18 protein-coding genes are annotated in these 14395 nt (G+C 59.7%); 10 read left to right on the top strand and 8 right to left on the bottom strand.

The window, feature by feature from the left end; genetic code table 11:
* Positions 1 to 27 precede the first annotated feature (27 nt).
* From ccmB to ACTG36_RS06545, 4 genes are read left to right on the top strand one after another with little or no spacing between them, the layout of a single operon-like run.
* Complete coding sequence (gene ccmB, locus ACTG36_RS06560; protein ID WP_375280991.1) at positions 28 to 684, top strand: heme exporter protein CcmB; 657 nt, start codon at positions 28 to 30, stop codon at positions 682 to 684.
* 41 nt (positions 685 to 725) lie between these two features.
* Positions 726 to 1451, top strand: a complete 726-nt coding sequence (locus ACTG36_RS06555) for a heme ABC transporter permease (protein WP_375280990.1) — start codon at positions 726 to 728, stop codon at positions 1449 to 1451.
* A complete protein-coding gene (gene ccmD / locus ACTG36_RS06550; protein ID WP_375280989.1) occupies positions 1448 to 1606 on the top strand; it encodes a heme exporter protein CcmD in 159 nt (52 codons plus the stop codon). Before ACTG36_RS06555 ends, ccmD begins: the two co-directional genes overlap by 4 nt.
* Positions 1603 to 2145 (top strand): DsbE family thiol:disulfide interchange protein, encoded by a 543-nt coding sequence (locus ACTG36_RS06545; RefSeq protein ID WP_439141762.1) that lies wholly within the window; start codon positions 1603 to 1605, stop codon positions 2143 to 2145. Before ccmD ends, ACTG36_RS06545 begins: the two co-directional genes overlap by 4 nt.
* Here ACTG36_RS06545 and ACTG36_RS06540 read toward each other — a convergent pair.
* Positions 2130 to 2921 (bottom strand): dimethylarginine dimethylaminohydrolase family protein, encoded by a 792-nt coding sequence (locus ACTG36_RS06540; protein ID WP_375280987.1) that lies wholly within the window; start codon positions 2919 to 2921, stop codon positions 2130 to 2132. The genes ACTG36_RS06545 and ACTG36_RS06540 overlap by 16 nt on opposite strands.
* Positions 2922 to 3083: 162 nt before the next feature.
* Positions 3084 to 5852, bottom strand: a complete 2769-nt coding sequence (gene acnA / locus ACTG36_RS06535; protein ID WP_375280986.1) for an aconitate hydratase AcnA — start codon at positions 5850 to 5852, stop codon at positions 3084 to 3086.
* A 189-nt stretch (positions 5853 to 6041) separates the two neighbouring features.
* On the opposite strand from acnA, the gene ACTG36_RS06530 reads away from it, so the two are divergent.
* Positions 6042 to 6731 carry a DUF1223 domain-containing protein gene (locus tag ACTG36_RS06530; RefSeq protein ID WP_375280985.1) on the top strand — a complete coding sequence of 230 codons (690 nt, stop codon included), beginning with the start codon at positions 6042 to 6044 and terminating at the stop codon, positions 6729 to 6731.
* Here the strand turns inward: ACTG36_RS06530 and nthA are convergent, their stop codons facing one another.
* The 5 genes from nthA to ACTG36_RS06505 all read right to left on the bottom strand — a co-directional run bounded on the left by nthA (position 6732) and on the right by ACTG36_RS06505 (position 9791).
* Entirely contained in the window at positions 6732 to 7367 is a 636-nt protein-coding gene (nthA, locus tag ACTG36_RS06525; RefSeq protein ID WP_439141759.1) for a nitrile hydratase subunit alpha, read from the bottom strand. It abuts the gene before it with no gap.
* Entirely contained in the window at positions 7357 to 7626 is a 270-nt protein-coding gene (locus tag ACTG36_RS06520) for an SH3-like domain-containing protein (RefSeq protein ID WP_375280983.1), read from the bottom strand. Before ACTG36_RS06520 ends, nthA begins: the two co-directional genes overlap by 11 nt.
* Complete coding sequence (locus ACTG36_RS06515; RefSeq protein ID WP_375281016.1) at positions 7626 to 7934, bottom strand: ScnB-like protein; 309 nt, start codon at positions 7932 to 7934, stop codon at positions 7626 to 7628. Before ACTG36_RS06515 ends, ACTG36_RS06520 begins: the two co-directional genes overlap by 1 nt.
* A gap of 187 nt (positions 7935 to 8121) precedes the next feature.
* A complete protein-coding gene (locus tag ACTG36_RS06510; protein ID WP_375280982.1) occupies positions 8122 to 9162 on the bottom strand; it encodes a FliG C-terminal domain-containing protein in 1041 nt (346 codons plus the stop codon).
* Positions 9163 to 9302: 140 nt separating this feature from the next.
* Complete coding sequence (locus tag ACTG36_RS06505) at positions 9303 to 9791, bottom strand: autoinducer binding domain-containing protein (RefSeq protein ID WP_375280981.1); 489 nt, start codon at positions 9789 to 9791, stop codon at positions 9303 to 9305.
* A gap of 175 nt (positions 9792 to 9966) precedes the next feature.
* Here ACTG36_RS06505 and ACTG36_RS06500 point away from each other — a divergent pair, with 175 nt between their 5' ends.
* Positions 9967 to 10542, top strand: a complete 576-nt coding sequence (locus ACTG36_RS06500) for a helix-turn-helix transcriptional regulator (RefSeq protein WP_375281015.1) — start codon at positions 9967 to 9969, stop codon at positions 10540 to 10542.
* A 162-nt stretch (positions 10543 to 10704) separates the two neighbouring features.
* Positions 10705 to 11319 carry an acyl-homoserine-lactone synthase gene (locus ACTG36_RS06495; RefSeq protein WP_375280980.1) on the top strand — a complete coding sequence of 205 codons (615 nt, stop codon included), beginning with the start codon at positions 10705 to 10707 and terminating at the stop codon, positions 11317 to 11319.
* Between the two features lie 56 nt (positions 11320 to 11375).
* Here ACTG36_RS06495 and purB read toward each other — a convergent pair whose 3' ends face one another.
* Complete coding sequence (purB, locus tag ACTG36_RS06490; RefSeq protein WP_375280979.1) at positions 11376 to 12677, bottom strand: adenylosuccinate lyase; 1302 nt, start codon at positions 12675 to 12677, stop codon at positions 11376 to 11378.
* Between the two features lie 86 nt (positions 12678 to 12763).
* Here purB and ACTG36_RS06485 point away from each other — a divergent pair, with 86 nt between their 5' ends.
* The 3 genes from ACTG36_RS06485 to ACTG36_RS06475 all read left to right on the top strand — a co-directional run bounded on the left by ACTG36_RS06485 (position 12764) and on the right by ACTG36_RS06475 (position 14247).
* The gene (locus ACTG36_RS06485) at positions 12764 to 13093 is read left to right on the top strand and encodes a hypothetical protein (RefSeq protein WP_375280978.1); all 330 of its coding nucleotides are present in this window, start codon (positions 12764 to 12766) and stop codon (positions 13091 to 13093) included.
* An 8-nt stretch (positions 13094 to 13101) separates the two neighbouring features.
* Positions 13102 to 13503 carry a DUF6314 family protein gene (locus ACTG36_RS06480; protein ID WP_375280977.1) on the top strand — a complete coding sequence of 134 codons (402 nt, stop codon included), beginning with the start codon at positions 13102 to 13104 and terminating at the stop codon, positions 13501 to 13503.
* A gap of 87 nt (positions 13504 to 13590) precedes the next feature.
* A complete protein-coding gene (locus ACTG36_RS06475) occupies positions 13591 to 14247 on the top strand; it encodes a biotin transporter BioY (protein WP_296417336.1) in 657 nt (218 codons plus the stop codon).
* The last annotated feature ends 148 nt before the right edge of the window (positions 14248 to 14395 follow it).

Raw genomic sequence — 14395 nt, 5'->3', positions numbered from 1 at the left:
CGTAATGCTGACGCGCGGAGACGCGCGATGATCGCCTTGTTGCGCCGCGATCTGGCGCTCGCTGTGCGGGCAGGCGGCGGCTTTGGCCTTGGCCTTGCGTTCTTTTTGATTGTTGTCGTGCTGGTTCCCTTCGGCGTGGGACCCGAGGCGGAGGTGCTGTCGCGCATAGCACCCGGTATCCTATGGGTCGCGGCCTTGCTTGCAGCCCTCTTGTCGTTGGACCGGATATTCGCGCTGGATTTTGAGGACGGGTCTCTACCGCTTTTGGCGACATCACCTTTGCCGCTGGAGGGTGTGGCCTTGATCAAGGGTGTTGCCCATTGGATTACGACGGGCCTGCCCTTAACACTGGCGGCACCGGCGCTGGGGTTTTTGCTGAACATGGCGCCGGGGGCCTATGTGTGGATGTTGGCATCCCTCGCCCTTGGCACACCTGCCTTGTCGATGATCGGCACCTTCGGGGCGGCCATCACCGTGGGGTTGAAACGGGGTGGGCTGTTGATGTCACTGCTGGTTTTGCCGCTCTATGTGCCCACGCTGATTTTCGGGGCAGAGGCCGTGCGGCGCGGGGCCGACGGGCTGTCGGCCACAACGCCGCTAATGATGCTGGCGGGGATCACGCTGGGCTGCTTTGCCTTGCTGCCTTTCGCCGCCTCCGCCGCGTTGCGGGTGAATTTAAGGTGAGCGGCCTTGTCGCCCGCTATGGGAAGGGCTAGCTAACGACCATGTCGATCTGGGAATATGCCAATCCGAAAAAGTTCATCGCAACGACCACCCCTTGGGTGCCAGTGTTGCTGTGGGGATCCATTGCCATTTTGGCTGTGGGGCTTGTCTGGGGGTTTTTCTTTACGCCCGATGATTTCCGGCAAGGATCGACCGTCAAAATCTTTTACATCCATGTGCCGTCTGCCCTGATGGCGATCAATGCGTGGTTTATGATGTTGGTGGCGTCCCTGATCTGGTTGATCCGCCGCCATCATGTCAGCGCCTTGGCCGCCCGCGCGGCAGCCCCCATCGGCGTGGTCATGACCCTGATCGCGCTGTTCACTGGGGCCGTTTGGGGCCAGCCCATGTGGGGCACGTGGTGGGCGTGGGACCCGCGCCTGACGTCCTTTTTGATCCTGTTCTTGTTCTATCTGGGCTACATCGCCCTGTGGGAAGCGATTGAGGACCCAGACACTGCCGCCGACCTGACATCGGTGCTGTGCATCGTGGGGTCTGTTTTTGCGGTGCTGTCCCGTTATGCGGTGAATTTCTGGAACCAGGGCCTGCACCAGCCTGCGTCCCTGTCGCTGGATAAGGAAGAAAACGTCGCAGACGTCTTCTGGTATCCCGCGCTGGTCTGTATCGCGGGCTTCGTTTTGCTGTTCATCGCACTGGTGCTCATGCGCACCGCCACCGAAATCCGCGCGCGCCGCATTCGTGCGCTTGAGGCGAGGACGCGGTCATGATGCCCGATCTAGGAAAATACGCGACCGAGGTCTTGTTGGCCTATGGCGTGTCAATTGGCCTGTTGGTGGTCATTGTGGCGCTGTCAATGCGCCGCGCCCGAAAGGTCCGCGCACAGCTTGAACAGGTTGAGGCGCGCAAAGGGCCGACCAAATGAAATGGCTCCTGATGATCCCAGTGGTGCTGTTCACAGCCCTTGCGGGGCTTTTTGCGGCGGGCATGTTCTTGGGGCAGGGGGATGAATTGCCCTCCGCACTAATTGGCGAACCTGCGCCCGTTGTCGCGGTGGAGGAGATCGCAGGCCTGACGCCATTGACGGAGGAGATGCTGCGCGACGGCCAGGTCAAGATCGTGAACTTCTGGGCCAGCTGGTGCGCGCCGTGCCGCGTAGAACACCCGAACCTGATGGCCTTGGCTGCCGAAGGCACCCCCGTCTATGGCGTCAATTACAAGGATTTTGACCCCAACGCCGTGGCTTTTCTTGAGGAACTCGAAAATCCCTACACCGCCGTCGGGGCCGACAAACAGGGGTTCTATGCCATTGACTGGGGGGTCTACGGTGTGCCGGAAACCTTTGTGGTGGGCGGCGATGGGACCATCTTGTTCCGCATGGCCAACCCTGTCACCCAGCGCGGGCTTAAAGAACGGCTGCGCCCCGCGCTTGAGACGGCGATGGCCTCTCAGCCCAGCGAATAACGCAACGACATGCAGCTAAGGCCGCCATCCACAAGGGCCGCCTGCGATGTGTTCAAAACCTTCACCGAATAGCCTGCATCTGCCAGCCTGTCCGCCGCGCGCGGATGACCCTCAGACACGATAACATGATCGTTGACGCGGATCGCATTGGCCGCAGCCTCCTCACCCGGAACGGTTTCAATGATCTTTAGGTCCCTGAACGCGCCAGAGGCCGCTAAGGCAGGGGTGGCCAAAACCGTTTCGGCGTCCAATAGGGAACTCTCGGTCTTGAAATGCAAAATCTCCGGCGGGGTTTGTAGAACCTCCAAAGTGTATCCATGCGCCTCGACAAGGGGGCGCAAGTCTTCGGCCCCCGTGGCGTTGGTGCGCGCGGAGAGGCCCAGCAGGACGCGGTCATCGGTGCACAGAATGTCGCCCCCATCCACATATCCATCGGTCACAAGATCGACGACATCCGCCATGTGCAGGGCCAGTGCCGGACGCAAAGCATCCGCCTCGCCCAAGCGCGTCGGGGCACCTGGCCGCAAGACGATGGCCACACCGTTCAACACCAAGGCGGGGTCTTCGATGAAGACGCTGTCGGGAAAGGCCTCATCTGCGGGCAGCACCGCGACGGTGCACCCCGCATCGCGCAAGGCGCTGACATAGGCGTCATGTTCCGCTGCGAATACCGCCGGATCAGGATCGCCCTGATCAGCGGCGCGCAGCCCGTCGGTGACAGAGGTTGCAGGGGCGCGGCACAGCGCGTGGGTGAACTGATAGGATCTATGTGTCATCGTGCTACCCTAACCGTCACAGGTGCCACGTCCATGTTTCTCTGGTTCAAAAATACCTAAAGTCCACCATCACACAAAAATGCGGCGCCCGATTGTCAGACGCCGCATCGGCCCTCACGATCCGCTAAAATTCCGGAATTTTAGCCGCCCGCCCCCGCAGGGTCAGGCTGCCTTGGCCAGATTGCGCAACACATAATGCAGCACGCCGCCATGTTCGATGTATTCGACCTCAATCGCGGTATCGATGCGGCATTTCAGGGTGATGTCCTTGACCGTGCCGTCGGCCATGGTGATCTGGCAAGGCACCTCTTGCAGCGGTGACACCGCATCAAGGCCCGTGATCGTCACCGTTTCCTCACCCGTCAGGCCCAGCGATTTGCGTGTGTCGCCACCGGTGAACTCGAACGGGATCACGCCCATGCCCACAAGATTCGACCGGTGGATGCGTTCGAAACTCTCCGCAATCACCGCCCGCACGCCCAACAAATTGGTGCCTTTTGCCGCCCAATCCCGCGACGATCCGGCACCGTATTGTTCACCGCCGAAGATCACCGTGGGCGTGCCCTGATCCTGATAGGCCATCGCCGCCTCAAAAATCGAGGTCTGTTTGCCATCCGGCCCCAAAGTATAGCCCCCTTCGACACCGTCGAGCATCTCGTTCTTGATGCGGATGTTGGCAAAAGTGCCGCGCATCATGACCTCGTGGTTGCCACGGCGCGATCCGTAGGAGTTGAACTCCCGCACGGGAACCTGTCGTTCCACCAGATACTGGCCCGCTGGCGTGCTTTCCTTGAACGATCCCGCGGGGCTGATGTGGTCGGTGGTGATCATATCGCCCAAGACCGCCAGCACCTTGGCCCCTTCGATATTGGTGATCGTGCCGGGGTCTTTGGACATGCCCTGAAAGTACGGCGGGTTCTGGATATAGGTCGATGTGCTGGGCCAGTCGTAGGTTTCCTGATCCGGCGTTTGCACGCCTTGCCACTTTTCATCGCCCTTGAAAACGTCCGCGTATTTCTCTTGAAACGCCGCGCGGGTCACTGTCTTTTCGACCAGCTCGGCCACCTCTTGTGACGATGGCCAGATGTCTTTGAGGAACACATCCTTGCCGTTTTTGTCTTGGCCCAAGGGGTCTTTGGTCAGGTCCACATTCATGTCGCCGGCCAGCGCATAGGCGACCACCAAGGGGGGTGAGGCCAGATAATTGGCGCGGACATCGGGCGAAATGCGACCCTCAAAATTGCGGTTGCCCGACAGGACGGAGGTGGCGATGATATCGCCCTCGTTGATTGCCTCGGACAGTTCTTTCTGGATCGGGCCGGAGTTGCCGATGCAGGTCGTGCAGCCATAGCCCACCAAGTTGAAGCCGATGGCGTCCAGATCGTCCTGCAGACCCGCCGCCTCCAGATAGGCCGAGACCACTTGGCTGCCCGGTGCCAGCGATGTCTTTACCCACGGTTTGCGGTTCAGCCCCAATTCCCGCGCCTTGCGCGCCACCAGCCCCGCGCCGATCATGACGTAAGGGTTCGATGTGTTGGTGCAGGATGTGATGGAGGCGATCACGATCGATCCGTCGTGGATCGTATAGTCTTCCCCCGCGACCTTGGCGCGTTTGTGTTTGCCCTCATCCCCTGGAATATCGCGCGGGGCCGGTTGGCCGCCTTCGTCGGTCCAGTCTGCCTTGTCCTCCTGATCGGCGGACCATTCAGGGCGCTGGCCGGTGATGTATTCACCGAATGTCTGCGCAGCCGCTGTCAGAGCCACGTAATCCTGCGGACGTTTTGGGCCTGAGATCGCAGGGACAATCGTGCCCATATCCAGATGCAGGGTATCGGTGTAGATCGGCGCGTAATCATCGCCGCGCCAGAGGCCGTTTTCCTTTGCATAAGCCTCAACCAATGCGATCCGGTCTTTGTCGCGGCCTGTGTTTTCCAGATAGCGCAGGGTTTCACCGTCGATGGGGAAGAACCCGCAGGTGGCGCCGTATTCAGGCGCCATGTTGGCGATGGTCGCACGGTCGGCCAAGGGCAGGGTGTCGAGGCCTGCGCCATAAAATTCTACGAATTTTCCAACCACGCCCTTTTTGCGCAGCATCTCAACAACCTTAAGGACCAGATCGGTGCCGGTGGTGCCTTCCATCATCTGGCCGGTCAGCTCAAACCCCACAACCTCGGGGATCAGCATGGAAATCGGCTGGCCGAGCATCGCGGCTTCGGCCTCAATCCCGCCAACGCCCCAGCCCAGAACGGCAGCACCATTGACCATGGTGGTGTGGCTGTCGGTGCCCACTAGGGTGTCGGGGTAGGCGACTTCGTCCCCGTGTTGGTCGGTGTCGGTCCAGACCGTCTGGCTGAGGTATTCGAGGTTCACCTGGTGACAAATGCCCGTACCAGGTGGCACCACGCGGAAGTTGTTGAACGCGGTCTGACCCCATTTGAGGAACGTGTAACGTTCCATGTTGCGTTCATATTCGCGGTCCACGTTCATCTGAAAGGCCCGTGGGTTGCCGAATTCGTCGATCATCACCGAATGGTCGATGACAAGATCCACGGGGTTCAAGGGATTGATCTGCTGCGCATCGCCGCCCAGGGCCACGATCCCGTCGCGCATGGCAGCCAGATCAACAACCGCAGGCACGCCGGTGAAATCCTGCATCAGAACGCGGGCCGGACGATAGGCGATTTCGCGGGGGTTTTTGCCCCCCTTGGCCCCCCATTCGGCAAAGGCCTTGATGTCGTCGGTCGTCACCGTCTTGCCGTCTTCAAACCGCAGCATGTTTTCCAGAACGACCTTCAACGCCGCTGGTAATCTGGAGAAATCCCCCAGACCGGCGGCCTGTGCGGCGGGAATAGAATAATACGCAAGGGTTTGGGTGCCAACGTTGAGGGACGTGCGCGCCTTGGCGCTGTCTTGACCGACGGTGATGGGCATGGGGGTCTCCTTCAGATGGGATAAGCCTGTTATGACCACGTTATAACGCAGCCACGGCCCTATCGTTGCATCTGGCGGGGGCCTTAGGGAAGGGGCGTGGGGCGAATTGTAACAGTACCCTCGCAAACGGTTGATTGGCGCGTCCGCGGTGGGTCGGTTAGGCATGGGCATCACAAAGGAATCCCCTCAATGCGTCGCATCCTTGCCTGTCTTGCTACTGCCCTGTCTTTTGCTACACCCGTTGTGGCGGATGGCCCTGTGGTTGTTGAACTTTACACCTCCCAAGGGTGTTCAAGCTGCCCACCGGCGGATGCGCTGTTGCATGATTTGGCCGAACGCAGTGATGTGATTCCCCTCGCACTGCACGTGGATTATTGGGACTACATCGGCTGGGCCGATATTTTTGCCGACCCGTCCCACACCCAACGGCAACAGAATTATGCGGCGGTTGCGGGGGTGAATACGATCTACACACCGCAGATGGTTATCGGCGGGCAGGATCACGTGGTCGGCACCAAACCCATGCAAGTGGCCGAGGCGATCATGGCGCACAAAGCGCCCACTGGGGTGGTCGTGTCTGTCGCGCGGTCGGGCAATCAGCTGACGATTTCAGGGCAAACCCGCCGTGCGCTGCCGCGCGGGACACAGGTGCAGGTGGTGCGCTACAACCCGTCAGAGACGGTCGATATCCGGCGCGGTGAAAACGCAGGCCGCACGCTCACCTATTCGAACATCGTCACCGACTGGGACGTTGTGGGCGAATGGTCCGGCGGCGGGAGGTTGGACATGACGGTGCCTGTGTCAGGGGCCGCCCCCATCGTTGTGATCGTGCAAGAACAAGGCCCGGGTGCCGTTTTGGCCACAGCCGTCCTGCGGTAATCAGGGCGTTTTCGCCAGCCCCGTGCCGATCATGCTGTCACGGGTCACGAGCGCTGCAAGTTCCATTTCAGACAGGGTTTCTGTCCCCTGCGGGCGCGCAGGAATGACGATGTAGCGCATATCGGCGGTGCTGTCGTGGACGCGCACAGTCGTGGTGTCGGGCAAGGTCACGCCAAATTCGGCCAAGACAGCGCGGGGTTCGCGCACCGTGCGGCTGCGGTACGCGCGGGATTTGTACCAATCGGGCGGCAGGCCCAGCAGGTTGCGCGGGTAGCATGAACACAAAGTACACAAGATCATGTTGTGCACGTCATCTGTGTTCTCAAGCGCAATCAGGTTGAGAGGGCCGATGTCGAACCCCATATCGCGTGTCGCGGTGGACGCGTCTGCCAACAGCGCGCTGCGAAACGCGGGATCGGTCCAAGCGCGGGCCACAACCTGTGCCCCGTTGGCCGGGCTGCGGGCATCCATCGCTTCAATCTGGGCGGTAATGTCGGCGGGGGTGGTGATCCCCTTTTCTACAAGCAATTCGCGCACGGCGATTTCCATGGTTTGCCAATAGCTGAGCGGGGTGTCGTCGTCTTCGCGGAAAGGATGGCCGGAGGGGCTCAGATGGTCGTGGTGATCATGGGGCATCGGCAGGCTCCAACCAGTGGTCATAGATTTCAGCGTCGAGGGTATCATCGGGGTGGGGGGTGTCTTCGCCCCAGATGTCACCGAGGCGAAAGCGGACGCGGTGCAGGGGAAGGGCCGGGGCCGGGTGGCCGTAGGCCAGATCTTCGGGATTGGGAAACGCCCCCAATGACCGTTCGATGACGCCGATTTTGCCCCGTAGATAATGCGGGGTGCGCACGTGACCGGGCGGCATCAAGGGTCTGACGCGGACGCGCTGCATCAATGCGCCTGTGCCGCGTCGCCATAGGTGGCCCCGCGTTTGGCAATTTCGTCCATCTTTTCAGCAAGTTCTGCGGTCGTATATGCGCCGCCTTCGATCAGGTTCTGATTGACCGAAGCGATCCAGCGTTCGTAGTAGGTCATGCTCTCAAACGCCTCTTCGCCCATGTCTTCGAGGACACGGCGCAACCCGTCTACGGTGAAATACCCCTTTGCGGAGCCGATGATCATCAGGGCATCAACCCGTTTTTCCCACAGGGAAAAGTCGTGCTGGTCGTTGGGCACGGGGCCGGCGGCGTCGCCGCCCATGTCGTGCCAGCGGCGCGCGGGGGTGTCGTGCCAGCGGCGCGCGGGATTCTCTTGCCAGCGGCGCGCGGGATTCTCTTGCCAGCGGCGCGCGGGATTCTCTTGCCAGCGGCGCGCGGGATTTTTTGGATCTGTCATGGGGCCGATGCTAGGGGCACAGGCCCCGCAAGGAAAGTCTGCTTTTGCCCTTTTAGACGTCGTCGTCCTCATCCTCGACGATCAGGACAATCGTGCCTTCATCCGCAGCACCACGTATGGCGGAAATCACGGCGGTCTGCGCCTTCTCACCATCGGATTGTTTGATTTTTCCAGCCTCCTGAATTTCTTCGCGCAGGTTGTCGGCCATGCGGCTGGACATGTTGCCAAGGATAAATTCCGCAGCGGTGGCCAGATCGCCACCGGCCTGTGCGGCATAGGCGAGGCTGCTGACCAGGTCACCCTGTTCCACTTCACGGATCGCTTTGGGCACGTCGGGCACGGCCAGCCGCGCGGGAATGTCCGCAAAGGTAAAGATCGCCTTGCGCACACCTTCGCCAAAGGTCGGGTCTTCGGACAATAGCCCTTCGAGGATGCCGTCGCGGGTGCTGGCTGAGCTGGAATTGAGGATGGCCCCGATCCGGCTTTCGGCGCTTTCGGCAAAGGCGGGGATGGTGGCACCGCAATAGTTCTGTGCAAGGCTGGCCCCGATCCGCGCCATGGCCTGCGCGGTCACCTTGGTGGTGCGCGACATGGAATATGCAATGCGCCGTGCGCGGTCACCTGGCATCATGCCCAACAGTTCAGCCGCCTTGGGGGTCGACATTTTGGACAGCATGATTGCGCAGACCTCGGGGCTTTCGGCCTCGGTGATGGGCAGCATGGCGCTGTTTTCAAGCTCAAGCACCGATTTCCACGGGTCATGGCCTGCCCGTGCTGCGGCCTCCTCCCGCAGTTTGGCGGCGGTCGCGGGGGAGATGCGACCCTCAAGAGATTTCAGCGCGGCCTCAACACTGCCGGGCGCTGTGAGGGCAACGGACGACAGTTCCTGTGAGAATTCATCGATCACCTGATTGAGCGTTACTTTGTCGATCAGGCTTAGCGCGCCCAGTTCCCGCGTCAGCCGCGCCTGCGACGCCTCAGGCAGGTCCGCAAGGGGCAGATTTCCATCGTTGCGCAACAGCAATTGCACGACCATGGCCGCTTTGCGCGAACGGGGAATATCCGGAAGAGTTTGGGTCGGGGTCACCATCATGCACCTCTCATCTGCGGTGCTGTTGGCGTACCGAAAGGACATGAATCACCGGTTAACCGCGCCGAACAAAATGCCCTTGCGCGGCCATGGGCTCGGATTCTCCCGTTAATTTATCTCAAAAATAAAATACAACCTGAGATTTAGCTGGGGTGGGTCATTCTGACCGATAGTTCATGCAAGTCATCACGCAATTTCGCATCCATTCCGGTTTTCGACGCGGTCAGAATGTGAAGCTGTTGGATGTAATCTTGCAATTGCTCCATTTCCTGATCGGTATATTCGCGATCCGGCCGCGCAAAGCCGCCAATGCTGCGGGTGTCGTCGATTTCAATTCCAATCGCCGATCCAAATTTCATGCCGTAAGGCGCTGATTGTTCGAATATTTTCAGAACATCCTGGTCTGCCAGGTCTGACCAACGAATGTATCCCGTATTTGCAAATGCCCACGCCACAGTCGGGTCGGACATGACGTAGCCGTTCTGAGAATAGATCTCCATCCAGGCTTTTGGATAGGTCTGGAATTGAAATTCCGAGGATGTCAGGCGCAGATGAAATGCAATTGCGAAACCAGCGGGCGCCAAATCTTCGATTGTTTCCAATAGCGTCGTAATTTTTTCTATATCGGCCATTTCGAGCTCTCTTGCTCTCTTTGTGGTTGCTTGCGTCTTACATGACAGAATACATAAAGCGAACAAGGTAAGAGTAGGTTAGTCGGATTGTCTTCCGAAAGACAGGACCATCTGAAGAGCCACACGCGCGAGAGGGCGCTGTTTGACTGATTTGGAAACCCATGATGATGTGCTGATGGTGGCCCCCACGGGATACTATATCGCGTTGCGTGTGGGGTTTGCGTTTCCAATGGAAGAGGTCAACGCCTTGCCCCAGCCTTGGATTGATCACTACACCAAATTGCGGTTCATGCTGCATGATCCGGTCACACGCTGGGTCTACAGCAACACGGGCGCTGTGCGGTGGCGCGACATTGATCTGCCGGACCCGATGCGCGTGCTGGATCAGGCGCAGACGTTCGGGCTGCGGTACGGGTTGGCGGTGTCCTATTTCGACGGCAACACGGACGGGCACCGGTCTTTTGGACATTTTGCCCGGTCTGACCGTGATTTTGAGGACGACGAGATCGCGGCTTTGGCGGGCTACATCGAACGCCGTCACCGTGAAAAGGCGCCTCCGACGAATTTGACCCATGCGGAACTTGAGGCTTTGGGCATGCTGCGTGAAGGCATGCGGTTGAAACAGATTGCCCATGATTTGGGGGTGTCTGAGGGGGCTGTGAAGCAGCGTCTTAAGAATGCCAAAACGAAGCTGGGGGCGCAGACATCGGCGCAGGCAGCGGCTTTGGCGAAGGAGTTTGGCTTGCTTTAGAGCGGGCCGAATTTCGTCAAAAATAGTTAACAAATAGTTAATTTTTTCCAAGGGTTATGTCTCATGACGTTTCTTGGTGGGAAATTCATTTTTGGTGGTAGGAAAGTATTAACCATTCGTCAGAACCGACGCTAAATGGACTCTCCATAAAGGAGAGCAAACATGGAAAACATCAGCTTTGAATTGTCCGGCGTGCACCAACACGGGCCCGCCTTCTTTGACTATCTTGCCCTGCGCAAGCAGTTCTTCGTCGACACGTTGCATTGGCAAATTCCGCACAATGCGGATGTAGAGATGGACCAATACGACAACCCTATGGCGCGCTATTCGCTGGTTCTGGATGATCAGGGCCGCGTCTTGGCTGGCGCGCGGGCCATGTCCTGTGCCGCCCAATGGGGCGATCACACCTATATGCTGAAGGACGCGATGACGGGCAAATTGTCGACGATCCCAAACAATCTGTTGGAAAAGGTCATCGACGCCCCGAACGTGTGGGAATGCACGCGGCTGGTCATCTCACCCGAAGTGCGGTCGATGCGGGCGCGGACGCAGTGTCTTGATCTGATTGTCGAAGGGTTGATCGACATGGCCAACGCCGAAGGCGCAGACACGTTGATTTCACTGTCCAACCTGTGGCTGCTGCGCGCCTTGAAACGGCTTGGCTACGGTGCGGAACTGATGGGGGAGCCATATGAGAACGGCGATGACGGGCACAAATACGCCGTCATGGCGATTGCTGCCCGTCACAAGCATCAGATCGAACTGAACGCGGCCTGACGCATCTGAACCATCCGTGGGCGCTTTGGGGGGCCCACGGAGGCACAGGGGTGGGGTTAGCCGAACACGCGCTTGAAAATCGTGTCGACGTGTTTGGTGTGATAATCCATGTCGAATTTTTCGTTGATGCCGTCCACACCAAGGGCGGCAACCACATCATCATCCGCGAGGAGTTCTTCGCGGAAATCAACGCGGTGTTCCCAGACCTTGAGCGCATTGCGCTGAACCATGGAATAGGCGTCTTCGCGGCTCACACCGGCCTGCGTCAGGGCCAAAAGCACGCGCTGGGACATGACCAACCCAGGGAATTTGTTCATATTGTCGAGCATATTTTCGGGGAAGATCAACATCTTGTCGACCACGCCGGTCAAACGGTTCAACGCAAAATCCAACGTCACCGTCGCATCCGGCCCGATGCCACGTTCCACAGAGGAATGCGAAATATCGCGTTCGTGCCACAGGGCCACGTTTTCCATCGCGGGGATCACGGTCATGCGCACCAGACGGGCCAGACCGGTCAGGTTTTCGGTCAACACAGGGTTCTTTTTGTGCGGCATCGCGGAGGAGCCTTTTTGCCCCATGGAGAAGAATTCCGCACCCTCCAGCACTTCGGTCCGCTGCATGTGGCGGATTTCGATGGCGACGTTTTCGATGGAGGACGCGACGACGCCCAACACGGAAAAGAACATCGCGTGGCGGTCGCGGGGGATGACCTGGGTGCTGATGGGTTCAGGTGTCAGGCCCAGTTTTTCGCACACATGTTCTTCGACCGCGGGATCGATGTTGGCGAAGGTGCCGACGGCGCCGGAAATGGCACCGGTTGCGATTTCATCACGGGCGGCGACCATACGGGCGCGGTTGCGGTCCATTTCGGCATAGAACCGTGCAAAGGTCAGACCCATTGTGGTGGGTTCGGCGTGGATGCCGTGGCTGCGGCCCACGCGGACGGTCATCTTGTGTTCCATCGCACGTTTTTTCAGTGCGGCCAGCAGGTTATCCAGATCGGCGATCAGGATGTCGGCGGCGCGCACAAGTTGCACGTTGAAACAGGTGTCCAGCACATCCGATGATGTCATGCCTTGGTGCACAAACCGTGCCTCGTCTGAACCGACGTGTTCGGCCAGATGGGTTAGAAAGGCGATGACGTCGTGTTTGGTGACGGCTTCGATTTCGTCGATGCGGGCCACATCAAATTCCACGTCTTTGGCTTTCCAGACGGCCTCGGCGTTTTCGCGAGGGATCACGCCGATGTCGGCCATGGCGTCGCAGGCGTGGGCCTCGATCTCGTACCAGATGCGGAACTTGGTGGCGGGGTCCCAGATGGCGGTCATCTCAGAGCGGGCGTAACGGGGAATCATGGGCAAATGGCCTTTTTGTGACGTGCGAAATCAGGTTCGCTGCGTCATAAGCTGTGGGGCGGCCAAGAACAACAGGGGGGTGGCATATGTGGCGAATGGTTTTGGCGGCTGTGCTGGTGCCCAGTGCCGCACTGGCTGAGTTTGAGGCGATGACCGGCCCCCAGATTGAGGCCGCCTTGACGGATCGCGCGCTGATCTACACCGACGGCGCCACACAGGATTTCCGCGCCTCTGGACGGACGCTCTATAATACAGGGCGCGACAGCTGGGGCTATTGGGCCGTGCGCGGGGACGCCTATTGCAGCCAATGGCCCCCCAGCGACGGCTGGTTTTGCTACGACATGGCGCGGGACGGTGATGTTCTGCGCTTCATTGCCGAAGACGGCAGTTTCACCGATGGGGTCTATAGCGACTGATGCGGGGCATGGCGGATTTTCTGGGCGCTTATGCCGTGTCGCGCCGGATCGCGGACCGGTTGAGCGGTGGCGAGACGACGTTTGAGGGCACGGCCACCATCACGGCCGACGGGTCAGGCGCGATCTACAAGGAAGTCGGGGCGTTGCAGATGGGCACGGGCACCTTCACCGCAGAACGGTCGTATCTGTGGCGCCCTGCAGGCGCGCGTATTGAGGTGGCCTTTGCCGATGGGCAGCCGTTTCATGATTTTGATCCCGATCAGGGCGGGCAGGCCACAGAACATCTGTGTGGTGCGGATATGTATCGGGGGGGGTATGACTTTTCAGAATGGACCTGTTGGTCCTTGCGCTGGGACGTCTCTGGCCCGCGCAAGGATTATACTTCGGTCACGTGGTATGTGCGGCGTTAGCGATATCTGGGGGCCAAGGCGGCCTTCGCACTTGCAGAACGCGCGCGCACAGGGTTATCTGCGGCCAACGAAATAAAGGAGAGCGTCATGTCGACAGCCACAACAAACATGGTCCTGAGCGACCGCCTCTGGGATGCACAGGGTGCGGCCCTTTGGATCAAACGCGCAATTTTGCTGGTGGCCGGTGTGGCCGCGCTGACGGTTTCCGCCAAGATCCAGATCCTGACACAGCCGGTGCCGGTGACCTTGCAGATGCTGGTCGTCATGGTGATCGGTGCGGCCTACGGGCCCAAGCTGGGCGCTGCGACGGTGGCGTCTTACATCGCTCTCGGCTTGCAGGGTCTGCCTGTGTTTGCGGGCGCTGTCGCGGGTCCGGCCTATGTGCTGGGGGCCACGGGTGGCTACCTGCTGGGCTTTATGATTGCAGCCTACGCGGTTGGCGCGCTGGCCTCTGCCGGTTGGGATCGGTCCCCGCTGCGCATGGCTGCGGCCATGGCGGTGGGCATCTTGTGCGTCTACATCCCAGGTGTGATGTGGCTGAGCGCCGGTGCGGCCCTGTTGGGTGGTGCGGCGACGGCAGCAGTGTCCGGCTTTGTGGGCGGCGAAGCCTTCACCGGTTACGGTTGGGCCAACTGGTATGCCTACGGCGTGAAGACCTTCATCTGGGTTGATGCGCTGAAGCTGGTGGTTGCGGTCATCGCATTCCCCGCGATCTGGAAGCTGGTGGGCGACGCCCGCGGCTAAGACCTGTTTATGGGTGTTAAAATGAGAGGCGCGGAGCGATGCTCCGCGCCTCGTTTTGTTTATGGGCACTTGTTGCTGGGGTGAGCCCATTTCTGAAGGCGTGGTCCTGGGTTGAAAGATGCGCCTCCGGCGGGAGTATTTGCAGCAA

This window comes from Pseudooctadecabacter sp. (assembly GCF_965657175.1).
GTDB lineage: Bacteria > Pseudomonadota > Alphaproteobacteria > Rhodobacterales > Rhodobacteraceae > Octadecabacter.
This window is presented reverse-complemented; position numbering and strand designations above follow the sequence as displayed.

Bases quoted from the DNA above. Each gene is read 5' to 3' on its own strand.
- ccmB (WP_375280991.1), top strand. From the start codon at position 28: ATGATCGCCTTGTTGCGCCGCGATCTGGCGCTCGCTGTGCGGGCAGGC.
- ACTG36_RS06555 (WP_375280990.1), top strand. From the start codon at position 726: ATGTCGATCTGGGAATATGCCAATCCGAAAAAGTTCATCGCAACGACC.
- ccmD (WP_375280989.1), top strand. From the start codon at position 1,448: ATGATGCCCGATCTAGGAAAATACGCGACCGAGGTCTTGTTGGCCTAT.
- ACTG36_RS06545 (WP_439141762.1), top strand. From the start codon at position 1,603: ATGAAATGGCTCCTGATGATCCCAGTGGTGCTGTTCACAGCCCTTGCG.
- ACTG36_RS06540 (WP_375280987.1), bottom strand. From the start codon at position 2,921: ATGACACATAGATCCTATCAGTTCACCCACGCGCTGTGCCGCGCCCCT.
- acnA (WP_375280986.1), bottom strand. From the start codon at position 5,852: ATGCCCATCACCGTCGGTCAAGACAGCGCCAAGGCGCGCACGTCCCTC.
- ACTG36_RS06530 (WP_375280985.1), top strand. From the start codon at position 6,042: ATGCGTCGCATCCTTGCCTGTCTTGCTACTGCCCTGTCTTTTGCTACA.
- nthA (WP_439141759.1), bottom strand. From the start codon at position 7,367: ATGCCCCATGATCACCACGACCATCTGAGCCCCTCCGGCCATCCTTTC.
- ACTG36_RS06520 (WP_375280983.1), bottom strand. From the start codon at position 7,626: ATGCAGCGCGTCCGCGTCAGACCCTTGATGCCGCCCGGTCACGTGCGC.
- ACTG36_RS06515 (WP_375281016.1), bottom strand. From the start codon at position 7,934: ATGGGCGGCGACGCCGCCGGCCCCGTGCCCAACGACCAGCACGACTTT.
- ACTG36_RS06510 (WP_375280982.1), bottom strand. From the start codon at position 9,162: ATGATGGTGACCCCGACCCAAACTCTTCCGGATATTCCCCGTTCGCGC.
- ACTG36_RS06505 (WP_375280981.1), bottom strand. From the start codon at position 9,791: ATGGCCGATATAGAAAAAATTACGACGCTATTGGAAACAATCGAAGAT.
- ACTG36_RS06500 (WP_375281015.1), top strand. From the start codon at position 9,967: ATGGTGGCCCCCACGGGATACTATATCGCGTTGCGTGTGGGGTTTGCG.
- ACTG36_RS06495 (WP_375280980.1), top strand. From the start codon at position 10,705: ATGGAAAACATCAGCTTTGAATTGTCCGGCGTGCACCAACACGGGCCC.
- purB (WP_375280979.1), bottom strand. From the start codon at position 12,677: ATGATTCCCCGTTACGCCCGCTCTGAGATGACCGCCATCTGGGACCCC.
- ACTG36_RS06485 (WP_375280978.1), top strand. From the start codon at position 12,764: ATGTGGCGAATGGTTTTGGCGGCTGTGCTGGTGCCCAGTGCCGCACTG.
- ACTG36_RS06480 (WP_375280977.1), top strand. From the start codon at position 13,102: ATGGCGGATTTTCTGGGCGCTTATGCCGTGTCGCGCCGGATCGCGGAC.
- ACTG36_RS06475 (WP_296417336.1), top strand. From the start codon at position 13,591: ATGTCGACAGCCACAACAAACATGGTCCTGAGCGACCGCCTCTGGGAT.